This is a genomic window from Algoriphagus aestuariicola (genome assembly GCF_017254835.1).
Classification (GTDB): Bacteria; Bacteroidota; Bacteroidia; order Cytophagales; family Cyclobacteriaceae; genus Algoriphagus; species Algoriphagus aestuariicola.
In genome coordinates, this window is sequence record NZ_JAFKCW010000006.1 from 16,325 (window position 1) to 35,352 (window position 19,028).

Below are 19,028 nucleotides of genomic sequence, written 5' to 3' on the forward strand. Positions count from 1 at the left end.
GAGATGTCGCTCCATTGGATGAAACGGAAGGATTATTTTTTGTCCTCGCTCACTTCTTCGTAGTCTACGTCCGAGACACCGTCTCCGCCCGCTGCGCTGCTTTCGCCCGCGTCCGGCCCAGGCTGAGATTCGGCACCTTGGGTCGCATTGTACATTTCCTGAGAAGACGCTTCCCATGCTTTGTTCAGTGCGGCCATAGCAGCATCGATTCCCTCGATGTTTTTGGATCCGTGGGCAGACTTCAGCGTTTCCAAAGCAGAGCTGATACTTGCTTTGTTTCCGTCTGAGAGCTTGTCTCCGTATTCCTTCAGCTGCTTCTCTGTTTGGAAAATCAAACTGTCGGCTTGGTTCAGCTTTTCGATTTTTTCTTTCTCGGCTTTGTCGGAAGCGGCATTTGCTTCGGCTTCGCTTTTCATTCTCGCAATGTCATCCTGAGACAAGCCGGAGGAAGCTTCGATCTTGATCTTCTGCTCTTTGCCAGTTCCCTTGTCTTTGGCTGATACGTTCAAAATGCCATTGGCGTCGATGTCAAAGGTTACTTCGATCTGAGGAACGCCTCGTTGTGCCGGTGGAATGTCAGTCAATTGGAAGCGTCCGATAGAGCGGTTGTCTTTTGCCATCGGTCTCTCGCCTTGTAACACGTGGATATCAACGGCGGGCTGATTGTCAGCGGCAGTAGAGAACACTTCGGACTTTTTCGTCGGGATGGTCGTATTGGATTCGATCAATTTAGTGAAAACCCCGCCCATGGTCTCAATACCCAATGAAAGCGGTGTCACGTCCAAAAGAAGAACGTCTTTTACTTCGCCAGTCAAAACCCCACCTTGGATAGCAGCACCGATTGCCACCACTTCGTCAGGGTTTACTCCTTTAGAAGGTTTCTTCCCGAAGAACTTCTCTACTTCTTCCTGGATTTTAGGGATTCTGGTAGAGCCACCCACCAAGATTACCTCATCGATATCAGAAGCAGTCATGCCGGCGTCTTTTAGCGCCTTGACGCAAGGATCCATGGATCTCTTTACCAAAGATTCGGAAAGCTGCTCAAATTTGGCTCTGCTTAGGTTTCTTACCAAGTGCTTAGGGCCAGTCTGAGTTGCGGTGATGTAAGGCAAGTTGATCTCAGTAGAAGCGGAGCTAGAAAGCTCAATTTTAGCTTTTTCGGCAGCTTCCTTCAATCTCTGTAAAGCCATCGGGTCTTTTCTCAGATCGATTTGCTCTTCAGCCTGGAATTCGGCAGCCAGCCAGTCGATGATCACCTGGTCAAAGTCATCACCACCCAAGTGAACGTCGCCGTTAGTGGATTTTACCTCGAATACACCATCGCCCAACTCAAGGATAGAGATATCGAACGTACCACCGCCAAGATCATACACCGCGATCTTCATATCCTGGTTTTTCTTGTCCATACCATAGGCAAGTGCCGCGGCGGTAGGCTCGTTGATGATACGCTTCACTTCCAGGCCTGCGATCTGACCTGCTTCTTTGGTTGCTTGACGCTCGGCATCGTTAAAGTAAGCAGGAACGGTGATAACCGCTTCGGTGACGGTCTGTCCCAAGAAGTCCTCGGCAGTGCTCTTCATTTTCTGAAGAATCATGGCGGAAAGCTCCTGTGGAGTATAAGATCTATCGCCGATTTTGATGACTACGGTATCATTTGGCCCTTGCTCCACTTTGTAGGAAGCATGCTTTTTCTCTTCAGATACTTCGGAAAATTTCTTTCCCATGAATCTTTTTACAGAGGAAATCGTGTTGGCTGGGTTGGTGATAGCCTGGCGCTTAGCCGGATCACCTACTTTGCGCTCACCGTTTCCGTTGTCCAGAAAAGCCACGATAGATGGCGTGGTTCTCCTTCCCTCGCTGTTTTGGATGACTACAGGTTCGTTACCTTCCATTACGGCTACGCAGGAGTTGGTGGTACCCAAGTCAATGCCTATAATTTTTCCCATGATTATATAGATTTAGATAGTTGCGTTAATTGTACACTCCCGATTCTTCAAGTGCTGTGCCATTGGGGAAATATCTCCTTTTGGTGTCAGTTTGTCAGATTCACTGCCAGATGCCAGCTTGCTGGAAAAACCATTTGTCACCAAAGTGGAAAATTGGGCTGTCGATTATGGCAGGTTTTCCAAAAAGTGGAAAATCCGTGCAACCCTGTTCGGGCAAAGTGCATCTAAAGGGGAATGGGACTTTTTTCCTCCACGAGAAACCGAGACCGGGCCAAATGGTTTTTAGTCGTTTTGTTGGGCATGACGTTGATACACGCTACCCAGCATTTTGAGCTGTTTCCATCCCTTTGGCATTTTCTGAAATCCATGACAATGGGGAGGTTTTTGTTTTTGGTTTGAATGGACTGAATGCTTTATCCTATTTTTAGGACATGGAAAAAACAATGACCGTTCAGGATATTTTTGTCTATCCTATCAAATCACTTGGGGGGATCCGGCTGTCCGAGGCCTTAGTAGAGGAGAGAGGTTTCAGATATGACCGACGATGGATGCTTGTCGATCAAGAAGGTGTATTCGTTTCCCAGCGTAAATACCCCCAGCTAGCATTGTTGGCTGTCAGCCTGGAGGATGGCGGCTTGGTCGTTTCTCATAGCCAGCAACAAAGCGTGCAAGTCCAAATCCCCTTTGATTTGGCCACTGGGCCTGAAATCACGGTGACGATTTGGGATGATCAGGTCACGGCGAAGATCGTCCATCCAGATTTGAATAGTTGGTTTTCTGATTTTCTGGGGTTTTCCGTTTGTCTTGTGGTGATGTTAGAATCCAGCCACAGAAAGGTGGATCCCAGGTATGCCATACATGCTGAATCTGTCAGTTTCGCAGATGGCATGCCTTACTTGTTGATCGGACAAGAGTCATTGAATGATCTCAATTCCAGATTGGTTGACCCCATCCCCATGGATCGCTTTCGGCCAAATATTGTCTTTGCCGGTGGAAGCGCCTATTTGGAAGATAAACTGCGAAAAATCAAAATCGGCGAATTGGAATTTGAAATTGTGAAACCCTGCGCGCGCTGTGTCATGACCACGGTCGATCAATCGACAGGGACCAAGGGCAAAGAGCCTCTTAAGACACTTTCCACCTACCGCACTATTAATGGAAAAGTGTACTTCGGCCAAAACGTAATCGCATTGCAATCAGGGACGATCAAAGTTGGGGATGTGCTTCAGGAAGTCTAGGACCGTTGTTTTCCACTCTTGCAAGGAATCACCTAAATTCCTTAACGGTCTGGATGAATACCTTCACCATTTCAGGATCGATGTCGGGATAGACGCCGTGGCCCAGGTTGGCGATGTGTCGTGATCCCCTAAACTGTTCCATCATCTCTATTGTAGCTGCCCTGACCTGATCTGGATTTCCGTAGAGCGCGGCTGGATCGAGGTTCCCCTGAAGGGTTTTGTCGGGCCCGATCAATTTTCTGGATTCCGAAATGCCCATATTCCAGTCCAGCCCGATGGTATCACAGTTGAGTCTGCCCATCTCTTCTCGGGCGAAAAAAGCCCCCTTGGCAAAGACGGTCATGGGCACTTCGTTGATGGCGTCGCAGATTTGGGAAATATATTTCAGAGAAAACTCTTCGTACTGTTTTGGTCCCAAGATCCCCGCCCAGCTGTCGAAAATCTGTACTAGGTTGGCTCCGGCACGGATCTGAGCCTTAAGGTAGTTGATCGTAGAATCTGTGATGAGCTGTAGGAGTTTGTGCGAAAACACCGGATCCCGATAGAGCTTTTCACGGGACTTGGAAAAAGTCTTGCTGCCGCTGCCCTCCACCATGTAGGCGAATATGGTCCATGGCGCACCGGCAAATCCGATCAGGGGAACGCGCCCGTTTAGCGCTCTTTTGGTAATATGGATCGCGTCAATGACATACCGGAGATCATTTTCTCCGTCTGCTACACGCAGTTTTTTCAGATCAGACTCGCTGCGGACGGTCTCGGGGAACCAAGGGCCGCGTTTTTCCACCATTTCATAGGGAAGCCCCATGGCCTCTGGGATCACCAGAATGTCCGAAAAAATAATCGCAGCATCTACACCCAAAAGGTCAACTGGTTGGATCGTGACTTCCGAAGCCAGTTCTGGAGTCTGTGCCAGCTCGATGAACCCACTGACAGACTCACGCACCGCGCGGTATTCCGGGAGTATCCGTCCCGCCTGCCTCATGAGCCAAACGGGAGTTCTTTCTGTCTTTTCACCTCGGGCTGCTCGCAGCAGCAGATCATTTTTGAGTTGCATGCCGCAAAGATAAGCGCCAAATTATTTTTGGCAGAATCGCCGAATGAATAAAAAAGCGAGGCCCGGAATTCCGGGCCTCGAAAGTGGTAATAATTGGTTTAATCAGTTATTGGCTTGAAGCTTTTGGAAGTCGCTTTCCTCTATTCCGAGCATCGCAGTGACCGCCTCATAGTTTGAATAGTCGATTCTTCCCTCAGGAAAATCCGATGGAAGTACGATTACTCGGAAAATCTGATCGGTTGTCCATTGGGCGGGTAAGATGGTTGGATCTATCGCGCCATCCAAGAATATGGAGAAGTCTTCGATCGTGTAGTCAAAATTGTACATCAGGACACCTTCGCTGAAAAAGTAGGTTTGTGGTAGCAGCCTCCACACGTCCCGTCCGTTGTCCACGGCAGAAAGTCTGTAAATCAAGACGGCATCGCTTTCAATCAATGCTTCAGGAAACTCAAACAATCCGGAATATTGGCCTTCTTCCGTGAAATCGAGATCGACCTCGTAAGTCGTGCCTACGATGTTTACTCCCGGGGTGCCGGGAGCCCCCTGTACCCCTTGTTCTCCTTGAGGTCCCATCGGGCCTTCTGGTCCTTCGCAAGCTTGAAAGGCCACCAAGCCGATCAACGCAAAAATTGTCAGTATTTTATTCATATAGTTTGAGTTAGCGTTTCAACTTTCACGGCAGGGATCATGCCAAGGTTGGTAAAAACCCAAAACTTTTCTCACTTGACTGGCGCGATCACCTGAATCTCCGAATCACTGACTATTCGGTCGATGAAAACTCCGCTCAGGACAAGGTTGTTTTCTTTTGCATAGGCGTCGATTTTTTCCTTGACGGTTTCAGGTCCAGGCATGACCCATTTGCTTCCTGTAACGGTTGCCCGGATGAATTTTTGTTCAGAAAAAGTCATCGATTCCAAGTCCGATGGGGCAAATGGGAGATCCAAACCCACGAAAACTTCCATGGTGTCGAGTTTGCCGGCAGGCTCCACCAGATAGATGGTATGCATCTTTTTTCCTGGATGAAGCGCCAATAGACTTTCTATGGATTGAAATGTCTCGGACAGTCGTTTGTCTTGGGGTGTGCCTCGAAAGGTCTTTCCCGCCAGAGCCGACGGAGCACTGCTGATCAATTCCACCCGTATAGGCTTGCTCCCACCCAAGTGTATGAATAGGCCGTAAGCGAGGGCGATGACAGCCAAAAGAACCAGTAGCGCGATTCCGACCTTTTTCATCTGCTAAAAGAGATAGCGAACTCCTATGCCGCCTTGGCCCTTGACGTTGACTCGATCGATCAGCTCCAAAAACAGTCCAACCTCCGCAAACACGCTGATTGGGGTTTCGTCGAAGTAATACTCTGCTCCAGCAAAAGCCTCCGGCCCGAAGTCAAAGTTAGTCCGGTCTTCCCGCATCAATGGCTGGGTCGCAGAGCTTGACGTATTTTGATAGTAGCTGTAATCCACCTGGGTGGTACGAATCTGAATGCCAGCGCCGCCGTAGCCGAGGAGGTACCCCTGGGTGATGTCAAAAACGTCAGTGATGTCTTCGTTCAGCGCAACCCTAAAATTGAGGGACACGCCTTTGCTGGCAGAGTGGCTTTGGTAAAATGCATTGGAAGCGGGAGGATTGTTCTCGAAATCCTTTCGATAGTAGTCCGAACCATTTACCCCTGCGGCGCCAAGCATGACTTCGTAGGAAAGATAATCCTCTATGAAATCTTTGTAGGTAAGGGAGATCGGCTCGCCAATTCTGACGCCGATGCCTCTTTCTTGGGCAATGCCGAAAAATGGCAAGAGAGTGAAAAGCAATAAAACGCGGTATTTCAAAACTATTGGAGTTGGTTGAAAATTAATTTGATGGCTTAGATCGCCATCATTTTGAGTTGCATTTGATGGAGCTGGGTGTAGTAGCCGCCCAGCTCGAGAAGTGAGTCATGCGTGCCGGTTTCCACGATTTCACCTTTGTGCAGCACGATGATTTTGTCTGCTTTCTGAATGGTGGACAGCCGGTGGGCGATGACGATGGAGGTTCGACCCTTCATCATCTTTTCGATCGACTCCTGAATCAGCTCTTCGGTTTCCGAGTCCACGGATGAAGTGGCTTCATCGAGGATCAGAATTTCGGGGTTGTACACCATCGCCCTGACGAAGGAAATCAGTTGTCGCTGGCCGACAGAGAGTGTAGCCCCGCGTTCCATCACGTTGTAATCCAGCCCTCCGGGCAGACGTTCGATAAACTTTCTCGCCCCGACATTTTCCGCAGCTTCTAGCACCTGCTCCTTAGAGATGGACGGATTTCCGAGCGTTATATTGTGGTAGATGCTGTTGGAAAAAAGGAAAACATCCTGGAGCACGACACCGATATGCTTGCGCAATGTCCCGAGCTCAAATTCCCTGATGTCAGTGCCGTCGATCATGATCTGTCCTTTGTTGATTTCGTAAAATCTGGAAATCAGGTTGATAATGGACGATTTTCCTGCGCCGGTGGCACCCACCAAGGCGACGGTTTGGCCGGCTTCGACTTCGAAATTGATGTTTTTCAATACATAGTCCTCATTGACGTAGGCAAACCAGACCTGTTCGAGTTTTAGGTTTCCCTTGATTTTTTCCGGCTTGTGGCTGCCTTCATTCGCGATATGCTCGGTGCTAGCCAAAAGCTTGAAAATCCGGGAGGAGCTCACCACACCCATTTGGAGCGTATTGAATCGGTCAGCGATCATGCGGATGGGCCTGAAAAACAGCTGCAGATACATGATAAAGGAAATCAAGACGCCTATTTGCAAATCCAAACCCAACACGCCGACCGCGCCGTACCATACCACCAACCCGATACCTATGGCCTGGATGATCTCTGCTACCGGAAAATAAACCGAATAGTAAAGGACAGACCGAATGTGGGCTGATCGGTGCTCGCGGTTGATTTCTTTGAATTTTTCGAACTCGCGCTTTTCCCGATTGAATATCTGGACTATGTTCATGCCAGTGATGTGCTCTTGCAGAAAGGAGTTCAGATTTGATACTGCATTTCTGACGTCATTGAACGTAACCTTGATTTTTTCCTTGAATACATAAGTGGAAATAATCAAGAGTGGTAGTGTGCTCAAGCTGACGAGTGTCAGCTTCCAGTCAATGTAAAACATCACCCCGAGGATGGTGATAATCTGCAGCAAGTCGCCAATGATAGCCGCCAAGCCTTCGCTAAATACATCGGCAAGGGTCTCGATGTCCGAGACGTTTCTGGTGACCAGCCTTCCGATGGGTGTATTGTCAAAAAACTTCAGGCGAAGCTTCAACAGATGCTGGTAGAGCCGAGTGCGGATATCTTTGATGATTACTTGGCCGATCCATCCCGAGTAGTAGGTGTGAGCCCACTGCACGATGGCTTGGAGTACCATCAATCCGATCAGGATATAGATGATCCTGATCAGTCCAGGGGTATCGCCCAAAGCAACATAGTCGTCAATCGCGATCTGAATGAAATAGGGTCGGGTAGGGGCCAAAATCGCCATGGCGACTGTAAGAAATACCAGAAAGTAAAACTGCTTTTGATAGGGCTTCACAAAGGAGTAAAGCTGCCGCAGTACTTTCATGTCGACGATTTCGCCAGACGATTCTTTTTCTTTTTCTAAGCTCAAGGCGGGTTAGTCTAGGTATATTTCTTTTCGATATTCGATTTTGTTGAGGAAAAGTCCCTTGGCTGGTGCGGCTTTTCCGGCGTTGGCGCGGTTGCGGGAAAGGATGACTTCGTCCATCTCCTCGGGTTTCCTAAATCCCCTTCCTACTTCCATGAGCGTTCCTACGATTGTCCTTACCATGCCACGCAAAAACCGGTTTGCGGTTATATGAAATAGCAATTCGCCCTCCTTTTGTTCCCAATGGGCAGACATAATATCGCAGCGGAAGTGCGTGACGTCCGTGTGGACCTTGCTGAAGCATTCGAAATCCTCGTGTCTGAGAAGGGCTTCTGCCGCAAGGTTCATTTTTTCAACGTCAGGATTGTAGAAACAATGCCAAGCCAACTGATCTAGAAACGGGTTTTTCCGGAAAATGATGCGATAGACATAGGATCTGCGCACTGCGTCAAAGCGGGCATGGGCATCGTCCCTGACCTGCCGGATCGAATGGACGGCGATTTCTTTGGGGAGGATGGCATTGATGCCACTGAGGAAATTTTCCCCGAGCGGTAAGCCGGAGTGGTCAAAATGGCAAACCTGCATGTTGGCATGTACGCCCTTGTCGGTTCTTCCACTTCCCAAAATCGGAGTTGGTTTTCTCAAATAGGTTGCCAGCGCGTTTTCCAGACACTCTTGCACGGTCATGACGTTTTCTTGCGTCTGCCAACCGTGAAATGGGGTGCCTTTGTAACTTAATTCCAGAAAATACCTCTTGGTTTCGTCCATACGGTTGCAAAGATACAATTCCCCATCAATTCCCCTTGGAGTAAGTGATGCTTGGTATTGACTGGATTTGGGCTTTTCTTTGCACAAAAAAAGAAACTAATGATTCAGCGAATTCAAACCATCTTTTTGTTCCTGGTAGTGGTCTGCATGGGGATTACCATCGGCACTGAGCTGTGGGAGCAGGCAGTCAACGGCCAAAGCTGGAAGCTCAGCGCTTTTGCCGTCGAAAATCTCAGTGCGGACGGAGAGGTGGTCAGCTCTTCTTCTAAATGGTACATCGGAGCGTTGGCGGCTTTCGTAGGGCTTTTGGCCCTGATTTCGATCTTTCAATACAAGAGCAGAGGTCGACAGATGATGCTGAATATGATCAACAGCCTGCTCATGGTCGGCTTGGTGGCATCTGTTTTTCTCACGACCAATGGACTAAACTCCGAATTGGGAATGGAAGTGGCAGGAAGCTATAAAGTAGGTTTTTGGGTAATATTGGCGGCTATGGTCTGCAACATGCTGGCCAACCGGTTTATCCGAAAAGACGAAGCGCTCGTCCGTTCTGTGGATCGAATCAGGTAATGATGCTAGATATTAGATACTAGAATCAAGATGCCTAAATCTGGGCTTCCTGACGAAAAATGCCGGCTCTTCGCTGGCATTTTTGTTTTTACCAAAACCGGATCCCGACCGTGGGATAGAACGTCTTGAAGTTTTCGGTCGCGATGATTCCCACCTGGATCGAGACGTTTTTGTTCACGCCTCGCTTGTAGAAGGCCTGCATGGTGGTTCCGCTGAATAGCTGACTTTTGTCTTCATTGACCAAAATCCCTATCCCAAACATGTTGGCACTGTTGGATTTTGGATCGCTTTTGTCCCATCGGTATTCCAGATTTGCAAACCAGTTGCTGTTGACTTTCACGTTCCCGTCGACGCGTTCGGGAAAGAAAATCTTGTTGGTAAAAGATCCTCCGATGTCAAACTTCCTGAAATTGAACATCGCTCGACCACCAATCTCAGGAGTAAAATCCCCTCCGGTATAGTCCATGCCGATCACCGCGCCAAGTTCGAGTTGATCCACATAGGGTAGGTAGTTTCTTTCCAGATCCAGGATCACTGCATCGACTTTGGTTTGGGGATATTCTTCGCTCAATCTGTAAGAAAGGGTCTTAAACTCAGGGAATTTGGTTGTTTCCTTCAGGACCGGCGTGAATTTTTCCTCCAAAAAGGAAAGGCCGTATTCTGTGTTGTTAAAGAGCAAGAGCAATTTGCCGTCATTGGGGAAGTCGAAAACCAAGGTGTCTGTGACTGGATAGGCTTCATTTAGCTTTTCCAGATAGTTTCCAAAAGGTTTGTTTTCGATTTCTTGAGCCAGTGAGCGTTGGCAAAAGAGCATGGCAATGCCAGTGAGAAGTATCAGTCTTTTCATTTTTGAGTGGTAGTTAAGAAGCTTAGTTGTTTATTTCCAGCGTGATTAGGCTGTTTTGAGTGGCTGATGCTTGAGGTTTTTGTTGCAATTCGGATTCTGTTCGGCTAAAGGGTGTCTTGACTTGCAGGCCGGGTTTGATTTTGCTCCAGGAGATTCTGACTTGATGAAGTGTCTTCTGGACTTGCGCTTCAGGGACAATTCTTTCTGGGATTTTTAGGCTTAGGTTTTTGGACTGTGAAAGTTCGAGGTCCGGCAAGGTCATTTTTGGAGCTGCAATAATTTCGATTGATCGCTTGGACTTCTCTTCTGGATAAAATTTCAATGGAGCATTTTCGGCGTTTGCAGCAACGGTTTCCGTACTTGTTGGCGTCTCGAAGGGCACAGCTTCCAATGAGGAATTACCCACTTCGATAGGCTTTTCGCTGAGCAGCTCCTGATCTTGGAATTTGTCGTCAGTTCTGAATTTGGAAATCAGGGAAAACAAAAGTATAGCGATCACAGCAGCTGCAGCACTCCAGCGGAGCCAAATGGGAACGACTTTCTTCCGATCCAGTTCCGCCGTTATTTTTTCCCAAACCGCATCCTGAGGTGCGAACTGGGGAAGTGTCGGCAGATGATTCCCAAGCTGGCGTTCGAAGCTGACTTTCTTGAGCAAGTCTTCCCAAGCGCTTGCCTTTGGCGAATATTCAGGGAGCTTTTTCATGCTTGAAGCAGGGTTTTTATCCTCGTTTTCAACAGTTTCTTGGCATAGTTCAATTGGGATTTTGAGGTGCTCTCGCTGATCCCAAGCATTCTTCCGACTTCCTGATGCGGGTAACCTTCCACCTCTACCAGCATGAATACCGTCCGGGATCCTGCAGGTAGACTTCGGATGGCCTGATCCAAAAGCTCTCCGTCAAACCAAGCTTCGAAATGATCCTCACTTTGATCTTCCGCCGAACTGAGTTTTTCAAAAACGAGTTGCCTTTTGGCTTTTTCCACAGCTTTTCGAGCAGTGATTGTTTTCATCCAGGAAACCAAAGCCTCGGGATGCTTTAGGTTTTTGATTTCCTGAAATACCTTGACGAAAGTGTCCTGCAGCACGTCATGGGCAATATCCTCGTCATTTAGAATGCGGAATGCAAGCGAGTAGACCATCCGTTTGGTCAGTTCGAAAAGCTGGAACTGCGCCTTTCGGTCTTGTGCAATCACCAGTTCGATCAAGCGTAAGTCTATTCGTTCCTTTTCCATTTCAAGTCCTTCTGAACAAAAGAGGGGAGGAAGTTCCAAAAGGTTGGAATGGTTGCCAATTCATTTAGGGTTTTTTAAAAAGTGGTTTTCCTGTAAAAGGCTTTCTTATCCTTGGGAGACTTTTCTAATTTGATCCCAAATACGCCACTATGAAATTCGAGACTCTGACGATTCACAAAGGTATTCACCGTACTGACTCCAACCGGCCCATCGTCCAGCCCATTACGCTCAGTACCAACTTTGAGCATGGCAGCGGACCGATGATCTATACTCGGGCAGAAAACCCAAACCGCTCAGCATTGGAGGAGCTTCTGGCAGCGATGGAGAAAGGAACCGACGCGGCGGCGTTTTCATCAGGTAATGCAGCAGGTACGGCGGTCTTTCAGGCCTTGGAGCCGGGTTCGCATATCATCGCACCTGACGACATGTACCATGGGCTTGCCCAGTCGATGAAAACGCTCTTTGCTGGGATTCATGAGGTGAGCTTTGTGGATATGAGTGACCTGCAGCAGGTGAAAAATGCCATTCGGCCCACTACCCGGCTTTTTTGGGTGGAAACCCCCTCCAATCCCCTGCTGAAAATCTCCGATGTCCGCGCAATTTCCGCTCTCGCCAAGGAGCAGGGGGCTTTGCTGGCTTGCGACAATACCTTTGCCACACCGGTTTTTCAAAATCCCTTAGACCTAGGAGCCGATATTGTCATGCATAGCAGCACCAAATATTTTGGGGGACATTCCGATATTCTTGGTGGAGCTCTTATTGCCAAAGAGAAGAGTGATTTTTGGAAAAAGATACGGGCAGTCCAGCATATCGGCGGAGCGGTGCCCTCGCCGACCGATTGCTATTATCTCGCGAGAAGTATTAGGACTCTGGCGTATCGCATGCGGGGCCATGCGCAGCATGCGATGATCTTGGCCGATTTTCTAAGCCAACATCCCAAGGTCGAAAAAGTCTTTTATCCCGGCTTAAAGAAGCATCCGGGACATGAAATCGCCGCTGCTCAGATGAGCGGATTTGGAGGGATGCTTTCTTTCACGGTAATAGGCGGAGCCGGGGAAGCCGATGCGGTGGTGTCCAAGCTCCAGCTTTTCGCCAACGCCACTAGCCTAGGAGGAGTCGAAAGCTTGGTCGAACGTCGCGCCGCCGTGGAGGGGCCAAACACCAAAACTCCTCAGAACTTGCTCCGCGTTTCGGTTGGACTAGAGCATACGGATGATTTGCTGGAGGATCTGGCTCAGGCGTTGGGGTAAGATGGGCATGGCTATTCGCATCTTTTACAGATACGATTTACGAGGGCATTGATAGAGTTGGGGATGTGGATGGTAGCGGTCGCCTACCACCAGGCAATTAAAAATCTCAAATTAGAATACTTAAAAAAAATCGGGAAACTCGCCTGATACTCTCTTCAGGTCGAAAATCGCATTTTCATAAGTCTTAAATTCTTTCTACTCGCTTTTTCTCTCTCCGTCCAGCCATTGTTTGAATCCGTTGACCCGGTCTCGGCTGACTATGATTTCCTCGGGGTAGGGGAAATTGGGATTGATCTTAAGTCGACTGTTGGAGTACATTAGCACGTCTTTGATCGCGTCTAGGTGGATGAGATGGCTTCGGTTGACCCGAAAGAAAAGCTCGGGATTTAAGATTTCTTCCAGCGTTTCCATCTTGTAGTCGGTGATGAGTTTTCGTCCATCTTCCCGGATCAGGTAGGTGTTTTTGCCCTCTGCAAAAAAAATCCGAACCGACTGGGTGGGTACCGAGTGGATGTGCTCGCCGATCTTCACCATGAAGCGTTCCTTATAGGCGGGTTTGGAGAGCTGTTGCCAAATCTGGGGATGGAGCGGGGCAGGCTTATCTCTTAGCTGACGTAATTTGTCCAAGCTGGCGGCAAATGCCGCATAGCTGATTGGCTTGACCAAATAGTCGATGCCATTCGCCTTGAAGGCCTCCAGCGCATATTGGCTGTGGGCCGTGATGAAGATCACCGGTTTGAAAAAACCAACCCGGTCCAGCGCCTGAAAGGACAGCCCGTCTTCCAAGTGTACGTCCATCAATAGTACATCTGCCTGTGGACCAAGCTTCGTCAGCAGCGGTACAGCTTCGGCGATGGATTTGGCAACGCCCAACAGCTCACAATCTGGATCGTACTTGGCCAGAAAGTGGGTAACTTTTTCTATGGCAGGGATTTCGTCTTCGATCAGCAGGACTTTCATTTAGGATCGTTGGTGGGAGCTTAGGCTTTCCTTTTGAATGGATTGTTTGAAGGGCTTTTCTAAGGGAATATGGATAAAAAACGTGGAATTTGCGGTCCACTTCATTTCCTTTTTCAACCAGGAATAATGCTGCTGTACCTCTTGGAGGCAATGGTAGAGCTCATCTTCTGTGGTCAGGGAGAAGGTACAGGGAAAACTCAATTCCAACTGATCCCGGTGTATTCCCAAGGAGATCGTGAGCGGTGCGGATGAAGAGGAAAGTTGGGAGTATGCGATTGCCTCCAGGAGTTTGGTCAACGTTCGAGGCATCAGAAGATAATCTTCCCCCAAATCTTGGCTTTGGATTTCAATGTGTTTTGCCACAAACAGATTTAGGAAATCGACCTTGCAGCGCATCGCGGTGAGCTCATCCTGCAGAGTGGCCAAGTCGTCGTGGGATTGGAGCGAATGGCGGTAGATCTCAGAAAGGAGCAAGATGCCTTCGTCAGCCTGCTCGTATTGTTTTTCCTTCAGCTTAAGTAGAATGGCATCGAGGCAGGTCAACAGAAACTTGGGATTGAGGCGATAGTGGAAAAGGTTCACGTCTCGATCCAAGCTTTCCTTTCTTCTGGCTTCTCGCTCCAGTTCCCGCTCAAAGCGCTTGTGGATCAGGTAGAACCCAAGAAAGTGGCTTTGGAAAAGGAGGGTGACAAACAGAAAAATACCATTGAAAATCTTGAGTTCAGCGGTATATACCGCTACCTCAGTCATGTTTTCAAACCAGGAAAAATAGCCAATCAACAGGCCGCTGACTACGAGAATACAAGTGGCTGCGGAGCAGATAGTAAGTCCTGAAGCGTAGCTGCCAAAGCTGGAAGAATACACCAACTTCTTCTTGAAGGCCAGCAAGAGTCCGCGGTTCGCTTCCAGCAAAATGACGCTGACTGCGATGCAGAAAAACAGCTCACGGGTGAAAAAATCCTCCAGCATGGACTCCACCGTATCAAAGGCCAACAGAATCGCCAGGTAAGCCAAGGTGCCAACAACAATGGGCAGCACGAGGCGGCTGATGGGCTGGATGTCGGGAAATGGCTTCATCGCTGGCTCAAGTTAGGTGTCACGTAGGGGAGGCGGACTTCGTAAAAGCCCCCACCCTCGGAGATTTCGGGAACTGATCGTCCATAGTGGAGGTAGCGTTCTCGGAGATTTTTGAGGCCTATGCCAGTAGATTCTACCTTATCGGGCTTTTGCGTGAGCGTATTGGCTACGACTACCTGCAGCTGATCTGCGGTCACCATGATCTTTAGAGGAGCATCCAGGCTCGCTATATTGTGTTTTAGGGCATTTTCCACCAGCAGCTGAATGCCGAGTGCAGGAAGGAAGTTTTGCTCAGTCCCGGGTTTGATCCTTTTCTCCAAAATCACTTTGTCGCCATAGCGAACCCTCATCAGGTGCATGAAGTTGTCCACGATCTCAAGTTCCCGCTCCAGACTGTTGAGCGGCTGGATACCATTGCGGATGAGGTTGTTGAAGTTGAAGGCCAGCTTGCGGATAAAGTCCTCTGCCTGGTCTGGATGGGAGGTAGCCAGATAAGAAGCGGTATTGAGCGAGTTGAACAGGAAGTGCGGAGTCAGTTGGGATCGCAGCAGGATAAACTGGAGTTCTTTTTTGTTGCGGGCTTCCCTAAGCCGATGGATGGTTTCCTTGGAGTACCGAGCAAAGGCAAACCAAGAGTAATCAATCCAGATGATCAGCAGGCTCAGAATCAGGCTGACCAAGCCGCCCTTGAGGAGTAGGCTGCTGGTGGATGGTGTGTTTTCCCCCAAGTTAGAAAGCCAATCCTGTACGACGATGTCCAAAAAGTAGGTGTAGGCGGCGAGCGTACCGGTGAGTATAGTCAGGAGCGCCAATGAGCGGGTCAGGTGTCCCTGGTTCCAGGGGCGAACGTGGATAATGAAGCGGTAACCCTGCGAGATTATCAAGCTCGCCAGGAATATCAGCAAGACCAAGGTGCCCCACTGTGCAGCCGACAACTCCCGCATCCAGCTGATTAGGCCTACATGATAGAATAGATAGGCGGCAAGGCATGCGGTGAGCGCAGCTGCAAGCAAAAAAGAAAGAAATTTTTCCCTCATCTATATCGGATACTAAAGCCCCGACTGCATCCGCCGGGGCATCAATTTACAAAAAGCTTTTTGCTTAGGCCGCGCAACGCATTACCTCGCCGAGAAAGTGGGAGGACTCTATGCTCGTCTTGGCTGTTTCTCTAATCTGTTGTTTCACGCGCTCAGAAGGCTGCTTTGAACACAGAGATTTGAGCGTTTCTGCCTTGAAGTGGTCGCTGTCCATGCTGTTGACTCCGGATAGGACGATCAGCGCACGCTCCTCGGTGAGGCTGTTGCTGTTGATAATGGTTCGGAGCAGCTCGTTTTTGAAATGGTCTGAGTCGATCTTTGGGACCACACTGTCCACCAAAAAGCGGAGGTCGGGAGTGGAAATGTTTTGGAAGGAGATGGTTTTGGCGATTTCAAGTTTAAAATGATCGCTGTCTACCAGATTGATGAGCTGAAGCGCTTTTTCTCCCTGACCGGCAACGACATTGGCTTTGAAGATCGGTTTGAGAAGTTCGGCTTTGAAATGGTCCGAGTCGATGTCGCTTACCACCCGTGTGAGTCTATTGATGTCTTTGAAGTAGGCCGGTGGTACCTTCTTATAGACTTCCAGCTTAAAATGGTCCGAATCCAAATTGTTGGGGACGGCATCAATCACTGCCGTGACGTCAGCCTGGCTCAGGTTTTTTTGCATGAGTATGCCAAGGTAGGCGGATTTGACGTGGTCACTGTTCAGCTGGGACACCAGCCCCAAGACTGACTTGACTCCGCCTTTGGCATAGTGGCGGTCTATGCGAGATTCTGCCGCAATGGTCGTGGAGTTGAGCAGGTCAGGCAGGATTTCGCTTAGCCAAACTCTCCCGTCCGGTTCGTAGGGCTTGCTCCTGCCGCCTTCCTTGTACTCGTAGTCCAGCGTTCCGCCCTTGTTGGTGATGAACAAGGAGCGAGAGTTGCCAAAAGTAGTTTTTTCGATCTTGAGGTAGCCGCCAGGAGAGATCGAGCTGATGCTTTTCTCGTCATCGGAAATGGTGATTTTCCCGTTGGTCTCCAGGCTGGACTTTTGGGTGTTGTTGTTGACAGTCCATCTGGAAGTCCCGGAATTGGATCTCGCAGTGACATTGGTGCTTTGTGCCAGCACTTCTCCGCAAAACAGAGGAGAGGAGAGAAATAGCAGCAACAGGATAAGTCGATTTGTGGCGTAGTAGTTTTTCATGTTCTTCATGCTTTTGAAATGGTGCTGCTAAGATGGAGGAAGAAAGCTTGCTCGAAAAACAGATGGAAGTCAATCGTAGGATTACAGGTGTGAACCGTAGGCGTATTGCCCTGAGTCTTTTTTGAATTGGTGAAAAGAGGGCAAAAAAAAGCTCCTGAAGATCTCAGGAGCTCGTTGGCTTATTTGTATATCTCGACCGGCCAGCTGTCGTTTGCCAAGTTGATGTCAGGCATGACTTTGTCAGGATCGATGACCACCGCTGTTACTTTTTTGGTTGTTTTGATCTGGTGGATCCAGTTGTCTCCTCTTTGCCAGATTTCCACGGGCAGGGTAATACGCTCTTTGGAACCGTCGTCATAGCTTACTTCCAGCAAGACCGGCATTGGGAAGTCTCCCTTGTTTTCGAGGCTGACGAGGTAGTTTCCTCCGTAAGGCTGGACTCCCGCTATTCCAAGGTCTATGTTGCCGTTGCCATAGAACCATCCCTTCCAGAACCAAGACAGATTTTCTCCCGCTACATTTTCCATGTGATTGAAAAAGTCGGCAGGCTGGGGGTGCTTGTATGCCCAGGTCTTGATGTAAGATCTGAAGGCGTTGTCAAATCGCTCGGGCCCCAGAATATACTCTCTCAATACCACCAAGCCAATTCCGGGCTTGCGATAAGCGACCATTCCGAGGTTTTGGAGGTTAGTCACGTCGGGATAGTTGTCGATTCCTTCACGGCTGTCGCTGGTGAAATAGTTGTTGAATCTTCTGGTTTCGTTTAATGTGCTTGGGTATTCGCCCTCGTTGAAGTCCAGCGTACTGTAGTGGTTGATGAAGGTGTTGAAGCCTTCATCCATCCATGCGTAGCGTCTTTCGTTGCTACCCACGATCATCGGAAACCAGTTGTGGCCAAATTCGTGGTCGGTCACGCCCCAAAGACCGCGGCCCTTGGAAGTATAATGGCAGAAGTTCAAACCAGGATATTCCATCCCGCCGATTTCTGCCGCTACGTTAGTGGCAGTTTCCCAAGGAAACTCATACCACTGCTTGGAGTAGTGCTCAATAGATGCCTTGCTATATTCTGTTGAGCGGCCCCAAGCTTCCTGGCCTTGACTTTCTTTGGGATAAACTGATTGGGCGAGGATGGTCTTGCCAGACAGCAAGTTGATTTTGGCAGCATCCCAGATAAAGGAGTCCGAGGTTGCAAAAGCGATGTCTCGGGAATTTTTGATTTGGAAATGCCAAGTCACGGTACCGTCTTGCTTAGGACGGGTGAGCTGGGTGTTTTTGATCTCCTCTGGCGTAATCAGGAAAACAGTCTCGTCGCTTTGGGATGCTTTGGCGTAACGGTTTTGGAGTTCTTTCGAAAGCACCTCATTTGGGTTCATTAGCTTGCCGGAACCAACCACGATGTGATTGTAAGGCACGGTGACCTTGTAATCGAAGTTACCATACTCGAGGTAAAACTCGCCTGCGCCTAGGTAAGGCTCCACGTTCCAGCCTTCGATGTCGTCGAATACCGCCACTTTGGGATACCACTGTGCGAAGGCATAGATCCAGCCGTCCGCCACTTTCAGACGACCCATACGGTCCATCCCTTTTTGAGGAACTTTGAAAGAAAAGTCCATCGAAACAGTCGCCTTTCCTCCTTTTGCAGGAATCGGCTCCGCAAACCAAACCTGCATTCGAGTATCATCGATCAGGTATTTGGAAGAAGTCGTTCCCTTGCTGCCTACCTTCGCACTGAGGTTGGAGATCTGATAGCCCCCGTCCACATCACCGTTGTAGCGGTTGCCCTGCACGGGTGTGGTAAGCGTACCACGGGAGGTCTCTGTGAAGCGGTTTTGTTCCATCTGCATCCAGATGAAATCCAGTGGCTCGGGGCTGTTGTTGGTATAAGTGAGGGTAACCTTTCCCGACAGGGTAAAGTTGGCCTCGTCCAGCGCCACCTCGATCTGGTAGTCGGCGGCGTTTTGCCAATATCCCTCTCCCGGTTTCCCGGAGGCGCTGCGGTAGTAGTTGCCCTTTCGGTCCATGAATTCCGAAAAGTCCTGCTGGTTGTTTTCTCTGCCTTGCTGGGCAAACAGGGACAGACTTCCGGTCATCAGAAATGCGGACAGCACCCATCCCAGTAGTTTTATTTTTCTCATTGGGCTTTATATTTTGCCGCCGAAAATACAGACTCGTCGGGTATTGCTAAATGTTTTTTTGATGAGCGAAAAAGCTTTAACCAAAATTTAGATTTTCAA

The 19,028-nt window shown here is 49.1% G+C and carries 18 protein-coding genes; 3 read left to right on the plus strand and 15 right to left on the minus strand.

What is annotated here, in order from left to right; all coding sequences use genetic code 11:
- Positions 1–32 precede the first annotated feature (32 nt).
- Positions 33–1,946, minus strand: a complete 1,914-nt coding sequence (gene dnaK / locus J0A67_RS21325; protein ID WP_206571431.1) for a molecular chaperone DnaK — start codon at positions 1,944–1,946, stop codon at positions 33–35.
- A 431-nt stretch (positions 1,947–2,377) separates the two neighbouring features.
- Here dnaK and J0A67_RS21330 point away from each other — a divergent pair, with 431 nt between their 5' ends.
- Positions 2,378–3,184: an MOSC domain-containing protein gene (locus J0A67_RS21330; protein WP_241265293.1), complete on the plus strand. Its 807-nt coding sequence runs from the start codon at positions 2,378–2,380 to the stop codon at positions 3,182–3,184.
- Positions 3,185–3,212: 28 nt separating this feature from the next.
- Here the strand turns inward: J0A67_RS21330 and hemE are convergent, their stop codons facing one another.
- From hemE to truA, 6 genes are all read right to left on the minus strand, one after another.
- On the minus strand, positions 3,213–4,238 hold the full coding sequence (hemE, locus tag J0A67_RS21335; protein WP_206571432.1) for a uroporphyrinogen decarboxylase: 1,026 nt from the start codon (positions 4,236–4,238) through the stop codon (positions 3,213–3,215).
- Positions 4,239–4,340: 102 nt separating this feature from the next.
- Complete coding sequence (locus tag J0A67_RS21340) at positions 4,341–4,886, minus strand: collagen-like triple helix repeat-containing protein (RefSeq protein ID WP_206571433.1); 546 nt, start codon at positions 4,884–4,886, stop codon at positions 4,341–4,343.
- Positions 4,887–4,957: 71 nt separating this feature from the next.
- Positions 4,958–5,470, minus strand: a complete 513-nt coding sequence (locus J0A67_RS21345; RefSeq protein WP_206571434.1) for a hypothetical protein — start codon at positions 5,468–5,470, stop codon at positions 4,958–4,960.
- Positions 5,471–5,473: 3 nt separating this feature from the next.
- Positions 5,474–6,061 (minus strand): hypothetical protein, encoded by a 588-nt coding sequence (locus tag J0A67_RS21350; RefSeq protein ID WP_206571435.1) that lies wholly within the window; start codon positions 6,059–6,061, stop codon positions 5,474–5,476.
- A 35-nt stretch (positions 6,062–6,096) separates the two neighbouring features.
- Entirely contained in the window at positions 6,097–7,869 is a 1,773-nt protein-coding gene (locus tag J0A67_RS21355; RefSeq protein ID WP_206571436.1) for an ABC transporter ATP-binding protein, read from the minus strand.
- 6 nt (positions 7,870–7,875) lie between these two features.
- Positions 7,876–8,634 (minus strand): tRNA pseudouridine(38-40) synthase TruA, encoded by a 759-nt coding sequence (gene truA / locus J0A67_RS21360; protein WP_206571437.1) that lies wholly within the window; start codon positions 8,632–8,634, stop codon positions 7,876–7,878.
- A gap of 99 nt (positions 8,635–8,733) precedes the next feature.
- On the opposite strand from truA, the gene J0A67_RS21365 reads away from it, so the two are divergent.
- Positions 8,734–9,204 carry a DUF4293 domain-containing protein gene (locus J0A67_RS21365; RefSeq protein ID WP_206571438.1) on the plus strand — a complete coding sequence of 157 codons (471 nt, stop codon included), beginning with the start codon at positions 8,734–8,736 and terminating at the stop codon, positions 9,202–9,204.
- Between the two features lie 88 nt (positions 9,205–9,292).
- Here J0A67_RS21365 and J0A67_RS21370 read toward each other — a convergent pair whose 3' ends face one another.
- The 3 genes from J0A67_RS21370 to J0A67_RS21380 are packed head-to-tail and all read right to left on the minus strand — an operon-like array spanning position 9,293 to position 11,281.
- A complete protein-coding gene (locus J0A67_RS21370; RefSeq protein ID WP_206571439.1) occupies positions 9,293–10,051 on the minus strand; it encodes a hypothetical protein in 759 nt (252 codons plus the stop codon).
- Between the two features lie 22 nt (positions 10,052–10,073).
- Complete coding sequence (locus J0A67_RS21375) at positions 10,074–10,754, minus strand: hypothetical protein (protein WP_206571440.1); 681 nt, start codon at positions 10,752–10,754, stop codon at positions 10,074–10,076.
- Positions 10,751–11,281 carry an RNA polymerase sigma factor gene (locus J0A67_RS21380; RefSeq protein WP_206571441.1) on the minus strand — a complete coding sequence of 177 codons (531 nt, stop codon included), beginning with the start codon at positions 11,279–11,281 and terminating at the stop codon, positions 10,751–10,753. Before J0A67_RS21380 ends, J0A67_RS21375 begins: the two co-directional genes overlap by 4 nt.
- A gap of 149 nt (positions 11,282–11,430) precedes the next feature.
- Between J0A67_RS21380 and J0A67_RS21385 the strand changes: the two genes are divergently transcribed.
- Complete coding sequence (locus J0A67_RS21385; RefSeq protein WP_206571442.1) at positions 11,431–12,531, plus strand: trans-sulfuration enzyme family protein; 1,101 nt, start codon at positions 11,431–11,433, stop codon at positions 12,529–12,531.
- Between the two features lie 195 nt (positions 12,532–12,726).
- On the opposite strand, the gene J0A67_RS21390 is transcribed toward J0A67_RS21385, so the two are convergent.
- From J0A67_RS21390 to J0A67_RS21410, 5 genes are all read right to left on the minus strand, one after another.
- Positions 12,727–13,491 carry a LytR/AlgR family response regulator transcription factor gene (locus tag J0A67_RS21390; protein ID WP_206571443.1) on the minus strand — a complete coding sequence of 255 codons (765 nt, stop codon included), beginning with the start codon at positions 13,489–13,491 and terminating at the stop codon, positions 12,727–12,729.
- Entirely contained in the window at positions 13,492–14,568 is a 1,077-nt protein-coding gene (locus J0A67_RS21395; RefSeq protein WP_206571444.1) for a sensor histidine kinase, read from the minus strand. It lies immediately after the preceding gene.
- Entirely contained in the window at positions 14,565–15,605 is a 1,041-nt protein-coding gene (locus J0A67_RS21400; RefSeq protein ID WP_206571445.1) for a sensor histidine kinase, read from the minus strand. Before J0A67_RS21400 ends, J0A67_RS21395 begins: the two co-directional genes overlap by 4 nt.
- A 64-nt stretch (positions 15,606–15,669) precedes the next feature.
- A complete protein-coding gene (locus J0A67_RS21405; protein ID WP_206571446.1) occupies positions 15,670–16,794 on the minus strand; it encodes a hypothetical protein in 1,125 nt (374 codons plus the stop codon).
- A gap of 179 nt (positions 16,795–16,973) precedes the next feature.
- Positions 16,974–18,929 (minus strand): M1 family metallopeptidase, encoded by a 1,956-nt coding sequence (locus J0A67_RS21410; RefSeq protein ID WP_206571447.1) that lies wholly within the window; start codon positions 18,927–18,929, stop codon positions 16,974–16,976.
- Positions 18,930–19,028: the final 99 nt, after the last annotated feature.